Origin of the sequence: Streptomyces sp. NPDC057702 (assembly GCF_042799315.1) — a bacterium.
Taxonomy (GTDB): Bacteria; Actinomycetota; Actinomycetes; order Streptomycetales; family Streptomycetaceae; genus Streptomyces.
The window spans coordinates 14,997-37,061 of sequence record NZ_JBHVJC010000002.1 but is presented as its reverse complement, the minus strand read 5'-3'; the positions used below and the strand labels follow the sequence as shown (position 1 = coordinate 37,061).

14 protein-coding genes and 1 pseudogene are annotated in these 22,065 nt (G+C 75.1%); 9 read left to right on the top strand and 6 right to left on the bottom strand.

The genetic code is table 11. The annotated features are described in order from the left end of the window. Positions 1–60: 60 nt before the first annotated feature. Complete coding sequence (locus ACFVFR_RS01535) at positions 61–1,056, bottom strand: hypothetical protein (protein ID WP_383696889.1); 996 nt, start codon at positions 1,054–1,056, stop codon at positions 61–63. Positions 1,057–1,976: 920 nt separating this feature from the next. On the opposite strand from ACFVFR_RS01535, the gene ACFVFR_RS01530 reads away from it, so the two are divergent. The 4 genes and pseudogenes from ACFVFR_RS01530 (at position 1,977) to ACFVFR_RS01515 (ending at position 9,842) form a co-directional block, all read left to right on the top strand. Further along, the gene (locus tag ACFVFR_RS01530) at positions 1,977–3,413 is read left to right on the top strand and encodes an FGGY family carbohydrate kinase (protein ID WP_383696886.1); all 1,437 of its coding nucleotides are present in this window, start codon (positions 1,977–1,979) and stop codon (positions 3,411–3,413) included. Between the two features lie 508 nt (positions 3,414–3,921). After that, positions 3,922–5,322, top strand: a pseudogene (locus ACFVFR_RS01525) (FAD-dependent oxidoreductase); the annotation flags it as partial. A gap of 45 nt (positions 5,323–5,367) precedes the next feature. After that, positions 5,368–6,381: an FAD-dependent oxidoreductase gene (locus ACFVFR_RS01520; protein WP_383697389.1), complete on the top strand. Its 1,014-nt coding sequence runs from the start codon at positions 5,368–5,370 to the stop codon at positions 6,379–6,381. 725 nt (positions 6,382–7,106) lie between these two features. Next, positions 7,107–9,842: an EAL domain-containing protein gene (locus ACFVFR_RS01515; RefSeq protein WP_383696885.1), complete on the top strand. Its 2,736-nt coding sequence runs from the start codon at positions 7,107–7,109 to the stop codon at positions 9,840–9,842. A gap of 291 nt (positions 9,843–10,133) precedes the next feature. Here the strand turns inward: ACFVFR_RS01515 and ACFVFR_RS01510 are convergent, their stop codons facing one another. Then, positions 10,134–10,523, bottom strand: coding sequence for a DUF779 domain-containing protein (locus tag ACFVFR_RS01510; RefSeq protein WP_383696882.1), 390 nt, complete (start codon positions 10,521–10,523; stop codon positions 10,134–10,136). A 423-nt stretch (positions 10,524–10,946) separates the two neighbouring features. On the opposite strand from ACFVFR_RS01510, the gene ACFVFR_RS01505 reads away from it, so the two are divergent. Together ACFVFR_RS01505 and ACFVFR_RS01500 are read left to right on the top strand one after the other, a co-directional pair. After that, complete coding sequence (locus ACFVFR_RS01505; protein WP_383696880.1) at positions 10,947–11,900, top strand: hypothetical protein; 954 nt, start codon at positions 10,947–10,949, stop codon at positions 11,898–11,900. 146 nt (positions 11,901–12,046) lie between these two features. Then, on the top strand, positions 12,047–12,748 hold the full coding sequence (locus ACFVFR_RS01500) for a hypothetical protein (RefSeq protein WP_383696878.1): 702 nt from the start codon (positions 12,047–12,049) through the stop codon (positions 12,746–12,748). Between the two features lie 167 nt (positions 12,749–12,915). Here the strand turns inward: ACFVFR_RS01500 and ACFVFR_RS01495 are convergent, their stop codons facing one another. The 3 genes from ACFVFR_RS01495 to ACFVFR_RS01485 form a co-directional block, all read right to left on the bottom strand. After that, on the bottom strand, positions 12,916–13,371 hold the full coding sequence (locus tag ACFVFR_RS01495; RefSeq protein WP_383696876.1) for an NUDIX domain-containing protein: 456 nt from the start codon (positions 13,369–13,371) through the stop codon (positions 12,916–12,918). Between the two features lie 166 nt (positions 13,372–13,537). Further along, positions 13,538–15,493, bottom strand: a complete 1,956-nt coding sequence (gene htpG / locus ACFVFR_RS01490) for a molecular chaperone HtpG (RefSeq protein WP_383696874.1) — start codon at positions 15,491–15,493, stop codon at positions 13,538–13,540. 192 nt (positions 15,494–15,685) lie between these two features. Next, positions 15,686–16,543, bottom strand: coding sequence for an MBL fold metallo-hydrolase (locus tag ACFVFR_RS01485; protein ID WP_383697387.1), 858 nt, complete (start codon positions 16,541–16,543; stop codon positions 15,686–15,688). A 273-nt stretch (positions 16,544–16,816) separates the two neighbouring features. Here ACFVFR_RS01485 and ACFVFR_RS01480 point away from each other — a divergent pair, with 273 nt between their 5' ends. Next, a complete protein-coding gene (locus ACFVFR_RS01480) occupies positions 16,817–17,749 on the top strand; it encodes a LysR family transcriptional regulator (protein WP_383696871.1) in 933 nt (310 codons plus the stop codon). A gap of 16 nt (positions 17,750–17,765) precedes the next feature. On the opposite strand, the gene ACFVFR_RS01475 is transcribed toward ACFVFR_RS01480, so the two are convergent. Then, positions 17,766–18,602, bottom strand: coding sequence for a thioesterase family protein (locus ACFVFR_RS01475; protein WP_383697386.1), 837 nt, complete (start codon positions 18,600–18,602; stop codon positions 17,766–17,768). Between the two features lie 767 nt (positions 18,603–19,369). Here ACFVFR_RS01475 and ACFVFR_RS01470 point away from each other — a divergent pair. Both ACFVFR_RS01470 and ACFVFR_RS01465 read left to right on the top strand, forming a co-directional pair. Continuing rightward, on the top strand, positions 19,370–21,457 hold the full coding sequence (locus tag ACFVFR_RS01470; protein WP_383696869.1) for an ATP-binding protein: 2,088 nt from the start codon (positions 19,370–19,372) through the stop codon (positions 21,455–21,457). A 162-nt stretch (positions 21,458–21,619) separates the two neighbouring features. Further along, complete coding sequence (locus ACFVFR_RS01465) at positions 21,620–21,964, top strand: VOC family protein (RefSeq protein ID WP_383696867.1); 345 nt, start codon at positions 21,620–21,622, stop codon at positions 21,962–21,964. Positions 21,965–22,065: the final 101 nt, after the last annotated feature.

The following is a 22,065-nucleotide window of genomic DNA, read 5'->3' as shown; positions in this document are numbered from 1 at the left end:
GCGGGTGGGCCGTGGCGCCGCGCGGGGCACGGGCCGGTACGGCGGGGCGCGGCCGGCGGGTCAGGGGCCCGGTCGGCGCGCGGCCGCCAGGCACCGGCCGCGCGCGCGGAGGAAGACCTCCTCGGCGACCTCGGGGCCGCCGGCGCCCTGCCCGCGACAGGCCCAGGGCATCGGCGTGTAGTACGGGCCGAGGGCCTCGAAGACCGGCGCCGCCTCGGCGAAGCGCAGGGCCGCCCACAGCGCGTGCGCCAGGTAGTTCAGGTCCAGCGGCGAGCAGGCGGCGGCGGGAGTGTGGGCGAACCAGTAGTGCAGGGCGTGGTCGGCGTCCCGTAACGCCTCGTCGGTGGTCCAGTGCAGGTCGAGCGCCTGCCAGTGGCCGCGCTCCTCCCGGTAGCGGTCCACGTGGACGTACAGCGGCAGGACGTGCACGGCCGGGCCGACCGGGGCGCGCGAGGACGCCCAGCGGGCGAAGTTCACCGCCTCGGACAGCGGGCCGCCACCCCGCCGGGCGTGCGTGAACTGGAGCATCCGGTGGTACGCCTCGCGGTTGAAGGGGTCGCGTCGGTGCGCCTCGGTCAGCAGCCCCCACGGTCCGGGAAAGAGCATCGGCTCGGGCGGGCGCGCCCGGTGTTCGGCCAGCCGCTGCCCCTGGTCCAACTGGGCCAGCGCCACCAGACACACCCACGGCACCGGGTCGGCGGGGGAGTGGTGCGCGGCGAGCTGGCACGCCTCCCACGCCTCCTGCCACAGCTCGCGGGTGTGCCGGTGCCCCGCGCGGTGCGCGCGCACCGCCCGCTCCACCAGCACCCGGGCCCGCATCACCAGCGCCGCCACGTTGTCCGGCTCCTCCAGGTGCCAGGCCCACACCACGTCCGAGCCGGCGGCCGTGGCCGCGAGCACCTGGGTGCGCTGGGTCCACAGACCCCAGTCGGGCGTCGTGGCCAACAGGTCACGCATGGTCACCCAATGCCCCGTCCGCACCTCCTGTACGGCGTCCCGTAACGCGCCGTCGTGGCCCGCCGGGTGGTAGACCGGGCGGAACGCGCCGTCGGCCATCAGGCCACCGCCGCCGCGCTCCACGCCGCGCCGGGCCTCGCGCCCGGCGCGGCCGGCCGGTCGCCCGCCGTGCGCGCCGGTGGCGGGCGGTCGCGATCCGGTGCCGCGACGGGGACGTGGAGCGGGCGCGCCCGAGCCCCGGCCGGGTGGGGCTCGGGTGGTGGCGTGAGGGTCATCGGTCCTTCAGGGTGCGTGGTGTGTGGTGTCGCGGCGCGCGTCCCGCCGCTGGCGGGACGCACGGTGCGGGGATACGGCGAACCGGCAGCGCCCAGCGCCGTACGCCCCGTGCGGGAGCACCGTGTTCCGGCGCCTCCACCTCCGTGGTGCGGATACTCGGATGGCATTCGTACACGGATCGGCTCCGCTAATCCAGTGGCCAAGAAAACCTACGGCCCGTCAGATTCTTTGACTGGCACGGCAATCGGGTCCGCGGGCATGCCGCGCACCCCCGCGCCGAACCCAAAGTCCCTGCTCAACCGAGTGGGAGGGGGTGGCGCGGCGGCCGTTGAGTTGTTGCCCGATAAACAAAGAGACATACGCGCGAAACCCTCCGCGCGGAATTCCGACGGGGCGGGGCGAGGCGGTGGGATGACGCCGATGTACGACCTTGGCGGGTGGTTCGCGGACGAATGCCCGCACAACCGCGCACGCCGCTTACGCCGTCCACCGACATCGTGGGAGTGCGCGCCGAGCGGGCGCCCACGCGACGGGCGGCGGGCGCGGCGATCCGTGACGCGCGCGGTACGGGGGCGCGTGGTGCGCGGGTGCCCACACCCCAGCGGCCCGGACACCCGCGTGCCGCCACGCCCCACCGGCCAGCGTGGTTGCCAGGCCCGCCCCCGGCGCTCGACACTGCGGCAGGACGCGCGCGGGAGCGGCCCCGGTGGGAAGCGAGGTAGGCCAGTGAGCGGTGGCAGGCGATGAGCGGACCCGTACTCGCCGTGGACCAGGGCACCTCCGGCACCAAGGCGCTGGTCATCTGCCCGGAACGGGGTGTGATCGGCACCGGGTACGCGGCGGTGCGGCCCCGGTACGCGGCTGGTGGGCTGGCCGAGGTCGAGCCGCGGGCGCTGCTGGCCTCGGTGGTGGACGCCGGGCGGCAGGCGCTGGCGGACGCGGGTGAGCGCGTGGTGGCCGTCGGACTCGCCAACCAGGGCGAGACCGTGCTGGCCTGGGACCCCGCCACGGGGGAGCCGCTGACCCAGGCCATCGGCTGGCAGGACCGCCGCGCCGCGCCCCTCTGCGCGGAACTGGCCGCACACGCCCCGGCCCTACGGGAGATCACCGGGCTGCCCCTCGACCCGTACTTCGCCGCGCCCAAGATGGCCTGGCTGCGCCGCCATCTGACCCGCGCCGGCGTGGTGACCACCAGCGACGCCTGGCTGGTACACCGGTTGACCGGCGCGTTCGTCACCGACGTGGCGACCGCCGGCCGCACCCAACTCCTGGACCTGGACAGCCTGACCTGGTCCCAGCCCGCGCTGGAGGTCTTCGGGCTGGCCGGCGAGCAGCTACCCGAGATCGTGGACGCGGACAGCGTCGCCGGCACCGTCACCGCCTTCGGCGCCGAGGTGCCGCTGACGGGGCTGCTGGTGGACCAGCAGGCGGCACTGCTCGCCCAGCGCGTCACCGAGCCGGGCGTGGCCAAGTGCACCTACGGCACCGGTGCCTTCCTGCTCGCGCCGACCGGCGACCGCCCCCGGCGCGGCACGTCCGGCCTGGTGAGCTGCGTCGCCTGGCGACTCGCCGGCCGGCCGAGCTACTGCCTGGACGGGCAGGTGTTCGCCGCCGCCTCCGCCGTGCGCTGGCTCACCGAACTGGGGGCCATCTCCGGGGCGCACGACCTCGACCCGGTCGGCGGCGGCGTGCCCGACGCCGGCGGCGTGACGTTCGTGCCCGCGCTGGCCGGGCTGGCCGCGCCCTGGTGGCGCGGCGACGCGCGCGGCGCGCTGACCGGCCTCGGCCTGGACACCACCCCCGGCCACCTGGTCCGCGCGCTGTGCGAGGGGATCGCGGCCCAGGTCGCCGAGATCGCCGACGCCGCCGCGAGCGACCTGGGCGAGCCGCTGACCGCGCTGCGTGTCGACGGCGGCCTGACCCGGTCGGCGCTGCTCATGCAGACCCAGGCCGACCTGCTGCGACGCCCCGTCGAGGTCTCCGCCTTGCCGGACGCCACCGCGCTGGGCGTGGGCGCGGTGGCCAGGCTCGGCCTCGACACCCAGCTGACCGTGTCCGAGGCCGTCCCCACCTGGCGGCCGGCGGCGGTCTACGAGCCCCGCGTCAGCGCCGCGCAGGCCGCCGAACGGCGCGCCACCTTCCGGTCGGCGGTCGCGGCCCTCCTGGCCCGCACCCCGTAGCCCGGCCCGCCCGCGCCGCCCCTCCCGGCCCAGCCCGTCACGCGAGGGCCGGGGCGCCACCCGAGGGCGCCCGCGCGCGCGTTACGGCCGGTCGTCGCCTGGCGTGCCTCCCGCGCGCGGGGCCCGGCGCGGGAGGGACCGCGGGCCGTGACCACGGCACAGACCACGGACCGCCGGTACGGGCCCGCCCCACCCGGGCGGGTCCTCACCCGGGTGGGCCCGCACTTGGCCGGGCCCCACGGCCGGCTCCCCACCCACGGCCGGGTCCCCCCCCGGCCGGGTCCCCACCCGCCTCGGGCCCCTACCCGCGTCGGGTCGTCGCCCGCCTCCGGGGAGGGCCCGCCGCGTAGCCTGTCCTTCGCGCACGGCCGGTACGCGGCATCCCGCGTGTGAGGGCCCGTTCCGGCGCGCCCGGTGCCAGCGCCCGGCGGCCCGGCGCGGTGGCCCGCGCGGCGGCGAACCGCCCGCTGCGCACACCCGTTGGCACCAGCGAGCAGCGAGGGACCGCATGACCGTCACCACCGCCGGAGCTCTGCCGCGCCACGCGCGCGAGCCCGGGTACGACGTCGCGATCGTCGGCGCCGGCGTCGTCGGCTGCGCCATCGCCCGCGAGCTGGCCCGCCACCCCCTGCGGGTGGCCCTCGTGGAGGCGGCCGATGACGTCGGCACGGGCACGTCCAAGGCCAACACCGCGATCCTGCACACCGGGTTCGACGCCACCCCGGGCACCCTGGAGGCCCGCCTGGTGCGCGAGGGGCACCGGCTGCTGGCCGCGTACGCAGCCGAGACCGGCATCCCGCTGCGCCGCACCGGTGCGCTGCTGGTCGCCTGGGACGCGGACCAACTCGCCGCCCTGCCCGCGCTGGCCGCCAAGGCCGAGCGCAACGGCTACCACGCCACCCGCCCGCTGGAGGCCGCCGAACTGCGCCGGCGCGAACCGCACCTGGGCCCGGGGGCACTCGGCGCCCTCGACGTGCCGGACGAGAGCGTCATCTGCCCCTGGAGCACGGTCGTCGCCTACGCGACACAGGCCGTACGCGCCGGGGTCGACCTGCATCTGGGCGCTCGGGTGCGGCACATCGACGCCGGCGCGTGGCACGAGATCAGCACGGACCGGGGGCCGCTGCGCGCCCGTCACCTGGTCAACGCGGCGGGGCTGCGCGCGGACGAGATCAACCGGCTGCTGGGGCACGACGAGTTCACCGTGCGCCCGCGCCGGGGCCAACTCGTGGTCTTCGACCGCCAAGCCCGCCACCTGGTGCGCCACATCGTGCTCCCGGTACCCACGGCCCTCGGCAAGGGCGTACTGGTGGCGCCGACCGTCTTCGGCAACGTCCTGCTCGGCCCCACCGCCGAGGACCTCACGGACAGGACCGCGACCGGCACCACCGCCGAGGGACTGGCCTTCCTGCGCGACCGGGGCGCCCGCGTCGTGCCCGCGTTGCTCGCCGAGGAAGTCACCGCGGTCTACGCCGGGCTGCGCGCCGCGACCGAACACGACGACTACCAGATCCACGCGCACCCGTCACAGCGGTACGTGGCCGTCGGCGGCATCCGCTCCACCGGACTCACCGCCTCCCTGGCCATCGCCGCCCACGTCGCCGCGCTGCTCGCCGACGGCGGCCTGCCCCTGGGCACCCCCCGCGCGCTGCCACCGGTGCGCACGCCGCACCTGGGCGAGGCGGGCCAGCGTCCCTACCGGCGTCCCGAACTCATCGCGGCCGACCCCGCGTACGGCACCGTGGTCTGCGCCTGCGAGCGGGTCACCCGTGGCGAGGTGCGGGACGCGCTGGCCAGCACGGTGCCGCCGGCCGGGCCCGACGGGCTGCGCCGGCGCACCCGGGCCGGCGCCGGCCGCTGCCAGGGCACCCGCTGCGCGGCGACCCTGCGTGCCCTGCTCGACGGCGCTTCGCCCACCGCACCGGGCGCCGGCCCGGCACGCCCGGCCGATCCCGTGGGCGCGGCCGACACCACGGGCGGGGCGGCAGAGCTCGGCCCGGCCGTACGGAGCGTGGACGTCTTGGTGGTCGGCGCGGGTGTGGCCGGGCTGGCCGCCGCGGGCGCGCTGGCCGCGTTCGGAGTCGGCCCCGTCGAGGTGCTGGAACAGGAGCCGACGGCCGGCGGCGTACTGCGCTTCGCGCCCTGGGCCTGCGGCGCCGGCCCAGGGCTCCGTGTCGCCCACACCGGCCCGGCCGGGCAACGGACCGCGCGACAGCTGACCGACGCGGTCACCGGCTTCGGGGTGTCCGTGCGGACCGGATGGTGCGTCACCGACTGGGCGGGCCCGCTCACCGTCGCCGCCACCGGCCCCACCGGGCGCGAGCTGATCACGGCGCGGGCCGTCGTCCTCGCCACCGGCGCCCGGGAGCGCCCCCGGGCCGCGCGTGGGGTGCCGGGCGCGCGCGGCACGGGAGTCCTCACCGGCGAGGGCGCGCTGCGCGCCCTGGCCCAGTCCGGGCCGCCGATCGGCGCCACCGTGATCGTCGGGGCCACGGACGACCCCGGCCACCGGGTGGCGCGTGCGCTGCGACGGGCCGGCACCCCGCTGGTCGCCGTGGTCGACGCCGCGCCGCACCGGCGGGCGCCGTGGCGCGCGCTGACCCGACTCGGCTGGGGCGTGCCCGTGCTCGACGCCGACGTGCGCGAGCTGACCGGCGCCGAGGGCCGCGTCACGGGGGTGCGGCTGGCCCGCGCGGACGGGGCGCGGGCCGAACTCGACTGCGCGGCCGTGGTGTTCTGCGGCTCCTGGGTGCCGGAGGACGAACTGGCGCGAGCGGCCGGCCTGACACCGACCGCCGGCCACGCGGGTCCGGCCGTCGACGCTGCCGGGCGCACGTCGCGGCCCGGCGTCTTCGCCCTCGGCGGCCTCACCCGCCCCACCGGCCCCGGCCACGCCGCCGCCCGGGGCCGCGCCCTGGCCCACGCGGTCCACGAGTACCTCACCGGCACACCCTGGCCCCGCCCCTAGCCATCACCACGCGGGCTCGGCGTGCGCGTGTCGGACGGGTCGGTCCCGCCCGGCGGGGCGGACGACGGAACGTCAGGTGCCGGACAGCGGGACGGCACCCGACGTCGGGCGGACCTGTCGGCGGCGCCGGGCGCCCCAGCGGCGTCGGGTGTCCCGGAGGTCCCGACGCCGAGTCGGTGGCGGCCGTACCCGGGGTGGCCGTCGGGCGCTTCGGCCGGGGCGTACGCGGGTGGGTCGCCCGGCTTCGCCCGCGTGGCGTGCGGCCGCGGGGCGTACGGAGGCGGCGGGCGCACGGAGGCGCGCTCCCGGCGCATACGGACCGAGCGCCCGGGCGCCCCCGGTGGTGCCCAAACCCCGCGCACCAGAGCGCGGTGGGCGGCGTCGTGGCGGAAAGGCGCCAATAAGAGAACGGGTGTACGAAGAAATGCGGCCGCTCATCGAAACACCTCAGCCACCGCGCTGCATTGGTACGCCACGTCCGTACCTGTGAGCCTCCTCTACCTCATCAGGCCCACTTCACACGCACACTAGGCGACGCGACCACCCTGGGCACGGCAGAATTCCACCTGGCCCGCGGCCAGATGCGGATCGTAGATTTCCGTTTGCGTCTTCCCTTCGAACGGGCGATCAGTAATGTCTGCTCAGCAACGGTGCGCGGAGCCGGACCACACCCCCCGGGAGATCTGGAGAGTACTGATGGAGCGGGCCGCAGTGAGGCACAGGGCGTGACCGCGAGGCCGAGCGGGAGACAGGACACCGAGCCGTACAGCACGGAGCTGCAGAGCGAGGACGACCGGCTCCGACGCTTCGCCAGGATCTGGAGCCGGGCCATCCGCCCGACCGCCGCGATCGCCGTGGTGGAGAGCGAGTTCGTGGAGTACCTGATGCCACTCGCGCGTCGGCTCCGGGACGCGTTGCGCACCACTCCGCTGAACACCCAGCCCGCGTACGAGGTGGGGCAGGCGCTCGTCGCCGCCCAGTGTGACGACGCGGGCGGACTGCCGATCACGCTCGGCGTGCTCGACGCCTACCTGGTGCTCTACTGCCCGCCCAGGCGTCCCATGCCGGCCGAGGAGAGCCGGGCCCGCTGTGCCAGGCTCCAGCACGCGCTCGCCGCCGGCTTCGCCCACGCGCTGAGCGAGCGGGCCAAGGGCGAGCAGGAGTCGGTCTCCCGGGAGGCGCTGGCCGCCCGTGCCGCCGCCGAACAGGCCCTGCACACCAGCGAGGCCCGCTTCCAGGCCATCTTCGACGGGGCGGTCATCGGAGTCGGCGTGGCCGACCTGGACGGTCAGGTGCTGCTCGTCAACGACGCGGTGGCCCGGATGTTCGGCCGGTCGGGCGACCACCTGCTGGGCGAGAACGTGGTGGACTGGGCGCACCCGGAGGACGTCCCGACCGCCATGGACGTCTACCGCGAACTGATCGCCGGTCAGCGCGAGCACTTCCGGATGGAGAAGCCGTACTACCGGGGCGACGGCAGCGTGCTGTGGACCAACCTCACGGTCACGCTGCTGCGCGACGCGACCGGCGCTCCCCAGTACCAGCTCGCGCTGATGGAGGACATCACCGAGCAGCGGCGACTGCGCGACCGCCTGCGGTACGAGGCCACCCACGACGAGCTCACCGGCCTCCCCAACCGCACGCTCTTCTTCGAGCGCCTCGACGAGGCCATCGACGCCCCCACCGACACCGGGGGCGTGCCGTGCTCGCCCGCGAGCGACCCGACCAGCGTCGAGTGCGTCGCCTGGGAGCGGGAGGCCGCCGAACTGATGGAGGCGGACTTGATACCGGAGTCGCCCTCTCACGCGGCGGCCCCCGACCACGGCCCGAGCGGCGCCGCCGGCCCGGCCCACGCCCCCGAGCCCGCCCCCTCCCGCCCGCACCCGGCCGACCACGACGCGACCGCCCCCGCCACGAACGGCCCGCCCCCCGGCGTGCCGGCTCCGGACAGCGTTGGCACCGGACCCACCACCCGCCCCGGTGCGGCGTCGGCCGGCCCCGAGCAGCCGTGGCGGCCGGCCTCGGAGGCCGGGGCCGCGCCCGCCTCCGGCGCGGTCTACGGGCCCGGTGCCACGGATCACGGACCCGTGGCGCGCGCTGACGCGGCGCACTCCCGGACACTGCCGGAGGACGCGGCGGTGGTCCGGGAAGCCCCCGGGGCCCGCACGGAACCGGCCGAGGTGTCGACCGCCGACCGCGAGTCGGCGGTGGGTCGGGGGGCGCCGGCGGCCGAGGACACCGCGCGGTTCGGCATGTGCTACCTGGACCTGGACGGCTTCCGCGCCGTCAACGACAGCCTCGGCCACATCGTCGGCGACCGTCTGCTGATCGCCGTCGCTGAGCGGCTCCAGAACTGCCTGACCTCGCCCTCTCAGCTCGTCGCCCGCCCCGGTGGGGACGAGTTCTTCGCGCTGACGCTGGGGCCCACCGCCCAGCGCGACGCCGTGGACCTCGCCGAGCGGATGCTCCAGGCGCTGGCCGAGCCCATCCGGATCAAGGAGCGTGACCTGCTGGTGCGCGCCAGCATCGGGGTGGCCAGCGGCAAGCGCGGCGAGACCACGCGGGCCGCCGTCATGCGCAGTGTCGACATCGCGATGTACCGGGCCAAGGCGGAGGGCGGCAACCGGTACGAGGTCGCCGACGCCGCCTCCGACGCCCGCGTCATCGCCCGACACAGCCTCACCAACGGGCTGCCGGCCGCGCTGGAGAAGGGCGAGTTCTTCATCGAGTACCAGCCCCTGGTACGCCTCCAGGACGGCACCGTGCGCGGGGCCGAGGCCCTCGTGCGCTGGCTGCACCCGGTGCACGGGGTGCTCGGGCCCGACCAGTTCATCACCCTGGCCGAGAACACCGGCCTGATCGTGCCGCTCGGCCGCTGGGTGCTCACCGAGGCCGCGCGCCAGGCCCGCGCCTGGCGCGACGCGGGCCACGACGGCGAACCGCTGCGCGTCAACGTCAACCTGTCCCCGTGCCAGCTCCGCTACCCGGACCTGGTGGCCGACACCGTCGCCGTGCTGGACGAGGCGGGGCTCGAACCGGCCGCGCTGTGCCTTGAGGTGACCGAGAACGACCTCATCGGCGCGGACGAGGCGGCCCTGCGCCCACTGCGGCAACTCGCCGACCTGGGTGTGGACATCGCCCTGGACGACTTCGGCACGGGCTACTCCAACCTGGCCTACCTGCGCCGGCTGCCGGTCAGCACGCTCAAACTGGACCGGTCCTTCACCCTGGGCATGCAGCGCGCCCCGGCCGACCCGGTGGACGTGAAGATCGTGGAGGGGATCGTCTCGCTGGCCCACACGCTCGACCTCGCCGTGACGGTCGAGGGCGTGGAGACCGGCTCGCAGGCCGAGCACCTGCGCATGCTCGGTTGCGACACGGCCCAGGGCTGGTACTACGCGCGGCCGGGCCCCCCGGAGCGGCTGCACCACCTCGCCCTGACCGACGTGGCCAGCGGCTGACCCGACGCCGGCCCACGCGGTACGGGCCCACGCCACACGCGTCGGCCCCGGGCCGACCCCGCGGCGGCGGTGCCGTACGGGCCGGGGGCAGGCTGGCCCGTTCCCGTCCCGGTCGGGCGGCGGGCCCGGACGCTCCGCGCGGGTCTGCGGGGCGCCGTGACCGGGGCCGGCGGGCCGGCCGTTCGCCGCGTGAGCGGCCGGCCCGCCGGCGGTGGGCGGCTGACGCACCGTCCGCGTCAGCCGCCGTCGTGCGGGCGCCGGGCACGGGCCCGGCGCCGGAACAGGGGTCGCTCACCCGTCCAGGAGCAGCCGTTCCCGGTCGGTGAGCAGCCGGGAGCGGATCAGGAACCGCACGCCCTCGGGCGCCTCCACGGAGAATCCGCTGCCGCGCCCCGGCACCACGTCGACCGTCAGATGGGTGTGCCGCCAGCGCTCGAACTGCTGGCTCGCCATCCAGAAGTCGATCCGTTCGGCGAGCCCGTCCACCGACAGCGAGGCCAGCAGCACGTCGGCACCGCCCGTGCGGAACTCCCCCCTCGGGTAGCACATGGGCGAGCTGCCGTCGCAGCAGCCCCCCGACTGGTGGAACATCAACGGCCCGTGCGCGCGGGTGAGCCGGCGCAGCAGCTCGGCCGCCGCACCGGTCAGCGCGATGCGCGAGACCCCGTACGCGTCACTCACCCGCTTCCCCCTCCACCGCTCGCCCCCTCGTCGCTCCGTGTCCCACCCCTCGCGCCAACTCGCCGGCCCGTCCTGCCCGTTGCCACGGCTCGCGGCGCGGCGGGAGGTCAGCCCGCCGTCGCGGCCGACGCGTCGGTCCGAGGGTGACACCAGCTAACGGGGCCCCAGGTTGCGAGATGGTTGCAGCGCGACGCCTGTCGGCCACCCGGAGGCGCCGCCGTGACCGGCCCCGCACGGCCGGCCGGTGGCCGTGCCGGCCCGGCGCGCGCGTGCGGGGTGGTGGGTGGGTGAGCCTGCCACGGCGTTATGACTCCATGGAAGTAGGCGCGGGGCGCACGGGTCACTACGTTGTGGCCACGACAAGAATGCGGTGTTCCGGGCCGCACCCTCCCCCGTACGTCCGCTCTGAGACGAGGTGTCCCCGTGAGTCGTGGACGATGGTCCCTGCGCCTGCTGACCGGCGCTCTCGCCCTGTCCCTGGGATCGGGACACGTGGCCCTGGCCGCCCCCGCCCCGGCCGGGCCCTTTGCCGGCGCCGCCGAACCCTTCTGCTACAGCGAGCCGGCGAACCCGCGGGCCGACATCGGCGACCTCCGGGCCGCCTTCACCGGCTCCAACTGGATGCGCACCCTCCAGGCCATGTACCAGCGGCGTTGGCCCAGTGGCGAGAAGCTGGCGATCGCCCAGGCCAAGGACCAGTACTGGGACCAGTTCGTCAACAAGCGCAGCTTCGAGGGCTTCGCCGAGTCGATGATGGTGGCCATCCACGAGGAGACCCACATGTGGGACCTCGACCCCTCGCGTACCAAGTGGGACGTGCACATCGCGGCCTGGATCAACGGCTCCCAGCAGGCCGCCCAGGTCCCCACGCACGGCGGCTTCCCGCGCAAGGAGATCCTGCCGCTCATCAAGGACCGGCTCACCACCTCCATGGACAACACCTACCTGCGGGACGCGACCCAGGGCACCTACCGCCTCCAGGGGGTGCTGGCCGAGCAGAACGCCGGACTGACCGGGTTGCCCGCCGTCACGGTGGTCCACGAGTACATCAAGGGCGTCGGGGCCAGCAACGCCCGCGACATCGCCGCCACCAACCTGCGCTACCTGCTGCTCTACCTGCGGGTCGCCAAGACCAAGCACCCCGACTACTGGGCGAAGATCAAGGCCGAGCCGAAGCTGCGCGAACTGGTCCTGACCCAGTTCCTGCGGACCGCCTACTGGCTGGAGGAGTCGGCCCCGTACACCGGCGTGGTCGGTGGCCCCGACGCGGACAAGATCACCGCGACCAACTACGCCCCGGAGAACATCGCCATCGTGGAGGAGTTCACTGGCCGCACGGTACGTACCGACGACCAGAAGCACTGCACCGCCTCCTGAGCGCCGGCGCGGACCCGCGCCCGCCGGGGTGGCGGCACCCGCCCACCGCCGCCCCGGCCCGCACCGGCGCGAGAACCGGCCCGGTGACGGCGGCCCGACGGCCCGACCTCGGGACCCCTCCCCACGCGGGTCGCTAGAGATGTGCCATGACGCATCAGCGACCACGTGGCAGGCGACTGCCCGCCGCGCTCCACCGCCTCGCCGTGCTCGCGGGCCTCGCGACGCTCGCACCCGCGCTCAGCGCCTGTGCCTCCTCCGAATCGCCCGACACTCCCACCGTGGCCCAGCTCTCCCGCGCGTACCTGCACGCGACCGACGTACGCAACGACCCGATGGGCAACGGCGGGACGACGGAGGACCGGTTGGCCAACATGGCCGCCAGCGGGCCCCCGGAAGCGGTCATCAACCAGCTGTTCTCCCTGGTCCCGTGTACCGACGGCAGTCACGACCGGGGCTGTGCCCACGCCGCCGCCGGTGACGGCGCCGGTGCCTACCGGCGCAACATCCTGGTCAGGCACTCCGGCGGCCAACTGGAGGTGCTGCCGCTGTACGTGGTGCGTCGCTCGGGCCACCCGCCGCGCCTGATCGACTCGCGCCGGCGCGCCTATGACGGGGGCCTGGACGACTTCCGCCGCCACAACGACCTGTTGACGGCCGACGACGTCATCCTCACCCCTCGCGATGTCACCGCCGCCTCGGGTGGCGAGCTGGTCGTGGTCTTCGGCCACACCGAGTCCACCACCAGGCGCGACTGGCTCCTCGGCGGGGCCGTCGTGGTCTCCGTGCTCGGCACGGGGACGCTGGCCGCGCGCCGCGTCGCCCGTCGCCGCGCCGCCGACGCCGCCTGACCCGAGCACGAACCGGCCACCGACGCGTCGACAATGGCGCCAACGGGGCCCGTGGCGCGTCGAGTTGGCGCTGGCGCCGGTGCGGCGTGAGCGGGCCGCCCGCACCGGCCACCCGCGACCGTGGCCGGGACACCGGCGGCGCGTGCGGCCCGCGCGTGGCGGGGCCGTCAGGGGATGCGGGAGGCGGTGACCCAGCGGGGGTCGGCCTGGCCCAGCCAGGCGTCCTGGTCGTCGGCGAGCGGATGCCGCAGGGGCAGGGAGACGAAGGCGCAGGCGAAGGTCAGGCCGGCGTCGACGCCGTCGCCCGTGACGCGGTGCTCCCACGCGTCCGGGGCGTTCGCCGGCGCGCGCAGCAGCAGGAAGGTGGTGCGGCGCGGCTGCCCCGTCTCGGGGTGCGGACTGTCCTCGACGGCGAGCTGTCGGACCACGGAGGCCCCCCGCAGACCGGTCTCCTCGGCGACCTCGCGCAGCGCCGCCAGGCCCAGGGGCTCGCCCGGTCGGACGCCACCGGCCGGCACCTGGGTGCCGGCCGCCGCGTCGCCGACGTGGTCGAAGACCAGCAGGCGCGGGGTGGGATGGTGGCGGACGACATAGGCGGCGACGCGGATTCTGGGCTGACTCATCCCCGCATTCTCGGCCACCGGACCCGGACCCGGACCCGGACGCGGACGCGAAGACGGACCCGGACACGGGCCCAAAGACCCGGACGCGGGCCCGCCCCACCGGGGGACGGGCCCGCGCCTGGGACACGGGGCCGGCTCGCGGGCGCGCGCGGCCCGCACACCAGCGTTACAGCGTGCGCTCCAGCCGGTCGGCCAGCAGCTTGACGAAGCGCGCGGGGTCGGGCAGTTCGCCGCCCTCGGCCAGCAGCGCCATGTCGTAGATCAGCTCGGCGGTCTCCGTCAGGCCCTCGTCGTCCGCGCGCTCGGCGCGCGCCGCCCGCAACCCGCTGACCAGCGCGTGGCCCGGGTTGAGCTCCAGGATGCGCTTGGCGACGGGCACCTCCTGGCCCATGGCGCGGTACATGTTCTGGAGCGCGGGGGTCACGTCGTGGGTGTCCGAGACGACGCAGGCGGGCGAGACGGTCAGGCGCGAGGACAGCCGCACCTCCTTGACGTGCTCACCCAGGCTCTCACCCATCCACGTCAGCAGCTCCGCGAACTCCTCCTCCCGCTTGACCCGCTCGGAGTCGGCCTCGGCCTTCTCCTCCTCGGTGTCCAGGTCCACCTCGCCCTTGGCGATCGAGCGCAGCTGCCGACCGTCGAACTCGGGCACGGCCTGCACCCACACCTCGTCGACCGGGTCGGTCAGCAGCAGCACCTCGATGCCCTTGGCGCGGAAGGCCTCCATGTGCGGCGAGTTCTCGATGGCCTGGCGGGACTCGCCCGTCATGAAGAAGACGTCCTGCTGGCCCTCCTTCATCCGCTCCACGTACTCCGCGAGCGTCGTGAGCTCCTCCGCGTCGTGCGTCGAGGCGAACGAGGCGACACCGAGGATCGCGTCGCGGTTCTCGAAGTCGCTGAGCAGCCCCTCCTTGAGCACCGGGCCGAACTCCCGCCAGAAGGTGGCGTACCGGTCGGCGTGCGCGGACCGCAGCTCCTTGATCGTGGAGAGCACCTTCTTGGTCAGCCGGCGGTGCATCAGCTGGATCTGCCGGTCCTGCTGGAGGATCTCGCGCGACACGTTCAGCGACAGGTCCTGGGCGTCCACGACGCCCTTGACGAAGCGCAGGTACGGCGGAAGCAGCGCCTCGCAGTTGTCCATGATGAAGACGCGCTTCACATAGAGCTGGAGGCCGCGCTGGTAGTCCTGGGTGAACAGGTCCTGCGGCGCGCGGGAGGGGAGGAACAGCAGCGCCTGGTACTCGAAGGTGCCCTCGGCGTGCAGCCGCACCGTCTCGAGCGGGTCGTTCCAGTCGTGGCTGATGTGCTTGTAGAGCTCGTGGTACTCCTCGTCGCTGACCTCGCCGCGCGAGCGCGCCCACAGGGCCTTCATCGAGTTCAGCGTCTCGGGCTCGGCCGGGGCCGTCTCCCGCTCGCCGTCGGCGGCCTCCTCGCCGGGCTCGCCCTCGGCCGCCGGGGCCGGCTCGGCGGCCATCCGGATGGGCCAGGTGATGAAGTCCGAGTACCGCTTGACGAGCTCCTTGATCTTCCACGGCTGGGTGTAGTCGTGGAGCTTGTCCTCGCTGTCCTCGGGCTTGAGGCGCAGCGTGACGGAGGTGCCGTGCGGCGCGTCCGGGACGTCCTCGATCGTGTACGTGCCCTCGCCGTCGGAGATCCAGCGCGTGCCCTGGTCCTCGCCCGCGCGCCGGGTCACCAGCGTGACCTGGTCGGCCACCATGAAGCTGGAGTAGAAACCGACGCCGAACTGGCCGATGAGCCCCTCGGTGGACGCGGCGTCCTTGGCCTCCTGGGCTTCCTTGAGTTCGCGCAGGAACGCCGCGGTGCCCGAGTTCGCGATCGTTCCGATGAGCTGGACCACCTCGTCACGCGACATGCCGATGCCGTTGTCCCGCACGGTCAGGGTGCGGGCCTGTGGGTCGGCCTCAAGGTCGATGTGCAGGTCGGAGGCGTCCGCGCGCAACGTGTCGTCGCGCAGCGACTCCAGGCGCAGCTTGTCCAGCGCGTCGGAGGCGTTGGAGACGAGTTCGCGCAGGAACACGTCCTTGTTCGAGTAGATCGAGTGGATCATCAACTGCAGAAGCTGGCGGGCTTCCACCTGAAACTCGAACGTCTCTGTCGGCATATCCGTGCTTTCCTTTTCGGGCCATCAGGTGACGGGACTGACCTGGGCACTGTAGAACAGCCTGTCACCGCGTGACTCCAGGGGCGTCCCACAGGCCCCCGTCCCGCACCCCGCGAGGCCCCCTGCGGGGCGCCGGACCGGTGGCCGGGGCCGGGCGCGGGGTGAGGGGCGGGCGGCCCGGGGCGGGAGCGGTCAGGCGGCGTGCTCGGCGCACAGACAGGCCACGCCCCTGTCGATCCACTCCCGACCGCTCCAGTGCGGATGGCGTTGGATCATCAGCGCCCGGATCTCCTCGACACCGACCGGCGCGCCGGTGGCCCCGGCGCCCGCCGGCCACGTCCGGTCCCACAGGAGTCGCGGGTAGTCGCGGACGTCCTCGATCAGGCGCGGGCCGCCGACCCCGCCGTGACCGGGGACCACGACGCGGGGCGCCTCGGCCGCGAGCCGGCGCAGGACCGCCAGCCACCGGATGCCCGAGACGTCGGTGTCGTGCGGCGGGAACCACGGGAAGATGGCGAACTGCCCGGCCTCCACCAGGTCCCCGGTGAACAGCACGTCCGCGTCCGGCACCGTCACCACCTGGTCGCCCCTGCTGTGCGCCCGGCCGGTGGCCCGCAGGCGCACCACCCGGCCGCCGAGGTCCAGCCGGTGGACCCGGTCGTAGACGACGTCGGGCCGGGGGACCTCGGCGCCCACGAGCTGGCGCGCCACCGGCTCGCCCAGCCCGCGGAACATCTCCAGACAGCCGGCGCCCTTGGCGCTGAGGTCCCGTGCCTGGGCCCGGTTGACCAGGTACGTCGCCGCGTCGCTGAAGACCCGCGCGCCGAACGCGTGCTCGGGGTGGAAGTGCGTGGTGGTCAGGTACAGCTCGCGCCCTCGCGCGTACTCCACCGCGAAGTCCAGCACCCGCCGCGCGTTGCGCGGCCCCAGCCCCGTGTCGATCACCAGGACCGCCCGCCGGCCGCCGACGACGCCGATGTTGGGGACGAGCTGGACGCCCCGGTGGGGGATGACGACCACGTCGCGGATCACCTCCCGGGCGCCCGCCACGTCGAGGAGCGGCTCCGACGGCTGGAGGTGGGCGCGCTCGCCGGCCGCGTGGTCGGGCGCGCGGCGATCGGGCGCGGGGCGCGGGGAGGCGGGCTGGTCGGGCGGGGTGTGCTCGGGCACGGCGACTCCTGGGGGAGCGGGGGAGGAACGCGGCACGTCCGGCACGGCGGACGCCCACGGCCGGCGATCGCGGCCCGCCCACTCCAACCCCGCGCCCCACCCGGCGTCCAACACCGATCGCGTGGGCACGATGCCGCGCGGGTACCGTCGCCGGTGACGGAGCTACGCACGCTGCGCTACTTCGTGACGGTCGCCGACGAACTCCACTTCGGGCGGGCCGCCGCGCGCCTCCAGATGACGCGGCCCCCGCTGAGCCGGGCCATCAAACGGTTGGAGACCGACCTCGGCTGTGTCCTGGTCGACCGCCCGCCCCGGGGCGTGGCCCTCACACCGGCCGGGGCGCTGCTCCACGAGGAGGCGCGGGCCCTGTTGGCGAGCGCCGAGCGGGCGCGGGAGCGGGTGAGCGCCGCCGCCGGCGCGGCCACCGTGACCGTCGGCAGCCTGGGCAACAGCGTCGAGCAGGTGGGCGCGGAGCTGGCCGCCGCGTTCCGGCGGCGGCATCCGGGCGTGCGGGTGGACATCCGCGAGGCCGACTTCGCCGATCCCACGGCCGGGCTGCGGGCCGGGCTGGTGGACGTGGCCCTGACCCGGGCGCCGTTCGAGGACACCGGCATCACCACCCGGGAGCTGAGCGCGGACCCGGTCGGGATCGTGCCGCGCGCGGACGACCCGCTGGCCGGTCGCGCCACGCTGCGCCTGGCCGACGTCGCCGACCGCGGGTGGTTTCGCTTCCCGGCGGGCACCGACCCGGTGTGGCGGCGCCTTTGGACCGGGCCGGGCGAGGCGGACCGGGACCGGCGGGGGCCCGTGGTGCGCACCGTGCACGAGTGCCTTCAGGCGGTGCTGTGGAGCGGCTCGATCGGCATGGCGCCGCTCGGCCACGCCCTGCCCACGGGGCTGACGGTCGTTCCGCTGGCCGACGCGCCACCGAGCCCGCAGGTCATCGCCTGGCGCACCGCGCGCCCCGGGCCGCTGGCGCGCTTCTTCGTCCGCGTCGCCCTGGAGCACCACCGTGGGGCGCGGACCCCCTCGGTGGGCGCGGCCGGGCACGGCCCCGGCGGTCGGGCGCGGGGGAGCGGGGCGTAGGGCGGCGCCGTCGCGCTCAGACCAGGGCCGCGAACTGGCGGGACTGCACGACCAGCGAGCCGCGCGCGTCCCACACCTCCGCGTCCTCGACGACGCTCTGGTCGCAGGCCACGCGCGTACTGGTACGTACCTGCAGCCAGCCCGGGGCCGGCCGGTCTCTGATGTGGGCGGTCAACTGCACCGTCGGCAGCCAGCCGACGTGACCGAAGTCGAAGGAGATGGGCGGCAGGGCGTGGGCGGCCACCAACAGCACCATGGGATCGGGCTGTTGGCCGTCCGCCAGCCGCACCCAGCCGTCGAACCGGCCGGCTCGGGCGGGACTGTCGAAGATCCAGCCCACGCACCCGGGGGACAGTCGCACATCGAGCCCGTCCAACAGGTCGAGGCGCTGGACGAATTCCGCTGGCGTATCCCGAAGACTGACGCACGCCTCGGGCGCGGGAAGCCGTGGCGGTGCGGCGGTGGCGGCCACTGGACGGGAATTCAGTTTCCCGTGCGTGACGAGAGCGCGTACGCGTTCCGTGCACTGCCCGCCGCGCGCGGTCTGCGTTATGGAGACCTGCCCCGTACTGATCCGACTGCCACCGCGAATGATCTCGGCGTACACGGTGGCGGGGCCCGGTTGCGAGGTGGTCAGAAAGGAGGCGCTGACCGTGCTCGGAAAGAAGTCGTCGGTGGCGACGTTCATGGCGCTGGCCGCCGCCCGCGCGGCGATGACCAACAGAACACCGCCGTTGAGTCCGCCTCCCGATTTCCACTCGGGCAGCAAATGACTGTCGAAGACGTCAGCCGTCTTTCCCCGCCGTATGACCGACGTTGCGGTCAGAAAGTCCGCGCCCTCGCACTCCTCCATTGCCTGCACGCCGCGATGCTAGGTGCTCGGAGGGCCGAGTTCCGCGAAGTGAGCAGGGATTGGTCAGTTTCCGAGCAGTCGTCGCGGGTGGGGTCTTCACCGCGTGGACGGCGGAACGGGGGCAGCGGTACGCCGCCCGCGTCGCTGGGCGGGGGCGGAATCGGCCGCCGGCCGGGGAAGGGGAGCGCGGGACGTCGCCGCGCGCCGAACGCGCCCGGCCGGACGGGGGCGCGCGTCCCGAGGCGGGCGGGGGTTCTCGGGCGCCGGCGCCCGGAAGGTCACGCGCCGGGCGAACACGGCGGCAATAGTTGCCGAGTTCGGAGCGTTCCGCAGGGCTTCGCGCTGGGTCGCCGATAAAGTGGTCCGTGCGCATCGAAAGGTAGGGCACGGGTCGGCTCGGAGGGACAGGGCCGGCGCGTCGGGCGACACCTCCGCGAACGACGGGCCCCCGGGCCCGACACCAACGCCAGCCGCCGCCGCGCCGCGAGGTGGCTGACATCTCTCGGGCGCGCGAGGTGGGTGAGTGCATGGTGAGTGAGATGGGCTACCAGGAGCCGTCGGGTGAACCCGTGTGGACCCGGCACGGTCGGTCTGACCAGGCGTGGGTTCACGGCGTACACACGCCCGGCCACTCACCGGGCGCCGCCGCGCCTCCCGTGCCCGACGCCGACCGACGTGACACGGGGGCACCGCGACCGGCTTCCCCCGGTGCTGGCCGGGTCGGGCTGCACAGAGCACTCCCGCACCAGGGAGGGGAAGGAAGCGGCATGCTGGAGGAGCACCCCTCGCCGCGCACCGGGGTCCACCGCGTCCCGGCCCAACGCACTTTGCTGGCCGACCGGTTGGCCTCGGCGCGACTGCAGTACTTCGTCGGCCGCGAGCCCGAGCTCGCGCTGTTCGCGGACGCCCTGCGCGACGTGCCCGGAGCGCCCACCGTCATCGTCGTGTACGGGCCGGGCGGTATCGGCAAGAGCGCCCTGCTCCAGCGCTTCGCGGCGCAGGCGCGCACCGTGGGCCGGCCGGTCGTCAGCGTCGACGCCCGCCTCATCGAGCCGTCCCCCGCCGCCTTCCGGGAGGCGGCCGGCCAGGCCCTGGCGGCCGATCACGCGGTGCTGCTGGTGGACAGCTTCGAGCGCTGCCGCGAGCTGGAGCCGTGGCTGCGCGACCAGTTCCTGCCCGGCCTGCCCGCCGGCGTGCTGGTCGTCGTCGCCAGCCGGCTCGCGCCCGACCCGCTGTGGACGGCCGACCTCGGCTGGAGCGAGGTGCTCCAGGTCGTCCCGCTCGGCGAGTTGGACTCGGCGCAGTCGGTGGCGCTGCTCGCCTCGCAGGGCGCCGACACCGCCCGTCACGGCGCGCTGCTCTCCTTCGCCGCCGGCAACCCGCTGGCCCTACGGCTGGCCGCCGAGGTGGCCGTGCAGGACGGCAGCGACAACGTCGTCTGGGCCCCGTCCCGGGCCGTGGTGGAGCAGTTGCTGTCCCACCTGGTCGGCGAGTTGCCCTCGCCCGCGCACCGGCGCGCGCTGGAGGTGTGCGGGCACGTCGTGGACACCACCGAGGAGCTGCTGCGCGTGGTCTTACCCGACGAGGACGTGGGCGCGCTGTTCTCCTGGCTGCGCCAGTTGCCCTGCGTCCGCTCGGGCCGCTACGGCGTCTACCCGAACGACGTGGTCCGCGACGCCCTGGACAGCGACTTTCGCTGGCGGGACCCCGAGCAGTACAAGACCATGCACCGCGCCGTGCGCCGCCACCTGGTCGAACGCGCGCGCAACGCGCCCGAGAAGGAAGCGCTCCAGGCCACGGCCGCCTACCAGCACGTCATCTCCCGGGCGCCGTGGCACCGGCCGTTCCAGGGCGGCTGGCAGGAGGGCGGCGCCTACGAGGAGCCGCTGGGCCACCAGGACCCGGCGATCCTGGTCGAGATGGCGCGCGCCACCGAGGGCGAGGAGAGCGCCCGCGCCGTCGCGTACTGGCTGGACGAGCAGCCGCAGGCGTTCCACCTCCACCGCCGCTACAGCACCGGCGAACTCCTCGGCTTCATGGCCTGGTTGCGCGTCGAGGACCTCGACGAGCGCGCCCGCGCGGAGGACCCGCTGGTGGCGGACGTGTGGGAGACGTTTCGCCAGCTGGCCCCGGTGCGCCACGGCGAACACCTGGGCATCGCCCGCTTCATGATCCACCCGGCCAGCTACCACCGGCCCTCCCGCGCCTGGGACCTGGTGCACGTACGCATCCCCTACGAGCTGCTGCGGGCCGACCACTGCGCCTGGTCCTGCGTCATCCTGGCGGACGCGGACTTCTGGGAGCCCCTGATGACCTACCTGGACATGACCCGCCTGCCGGGGGAGGCCGGGCGGCACGCCGGGGGCCGGGTCCTGTTCGGCCACGACTGGCGGGCCGCGCGGGTGGACGACTGGACCGAGGGCATCGACGCGCGCCTGCTCAGCGGCCCGCCGCGGCGCCCGACCGGCGAACCCAGGGCACGCGAGGCCGCGCTCACCCGCGCCGAGCTGGACGCCGCCGTGCGCGACGCGCTGCGCTGCTGGCTCGACCCGGACGGGCTCGCCGCCAGTCCTCTGCTGCGCCTGCGGCTGGTGCAGGCCCAGGACGGCGTCGACCCGGTCACCGCGCTGCGCGAGCTGATCAGCAAGGCGGTGCAACGCCTGGAGCGCAACCCGCGCACGCGGCACCTGCACGCCGTACTGACGATGACGTTCCAGTCCTCCTCCACCCAGGAGGCGGTGGCCCGCCGGCTGAACCTGGCGTTCAGCACCTACCGCAGGCACCTGGGCCGCGGCATCGACGACGTGCGCGAGCGGCTGTGGCAGTGGGAGACCCAGGGGCACATCCCCAACTAGGGCCCTCGGCGGGCCACGGCGCCCGGAGTGCCCGCGACCGCCGGCGTACGCCCCGTGTGGGCGGGGCCGCGTGCCTGCGGGTCACGGCCGCGCGCACCGCCCCGAACACGGGGCCCCGCCCCGGGCCGGGCGGCGCGGGGGCGTCGGCATAGGCTCGGGCCCATGCGCGCACACCTGCACCAGATCGTCGTGGACTGCCGGAAGCCGGGTGACCTGGTCCGCTTCTGGGCCGGGCTGTTGGGGGGCGAGCCCGTCGAGCGGGCGCGCGGCTGGGCGCACGTGGAACCGCCGGGGCTGGCGCGGCTCGCCTTCCAGCCGGTACCCGAGCACAAGGCGGTCAAGAACCGGCTCCACCTCGACATCGCCGTCGACGACATCGATGTCGCCGTGGACCGGGCGGTGACGCTGGGCGCGTCCCGGGTCGGCCCGACCGTCACCGACGACCAGGGGGCGTTCCAGGCCATGCGCGACCCGGAGGGCAACGAGTTCTGCTTCGTCCGCCACTGACCACCGGGCCCCGCCCCCCGTCGGGGCCCGGTGAGGGCTCCGACGTTGGCCGTGGTGCGCGCGCTGCGCCGGCGTCCCCCGCGCGGCGGCGGTGCGTGCCC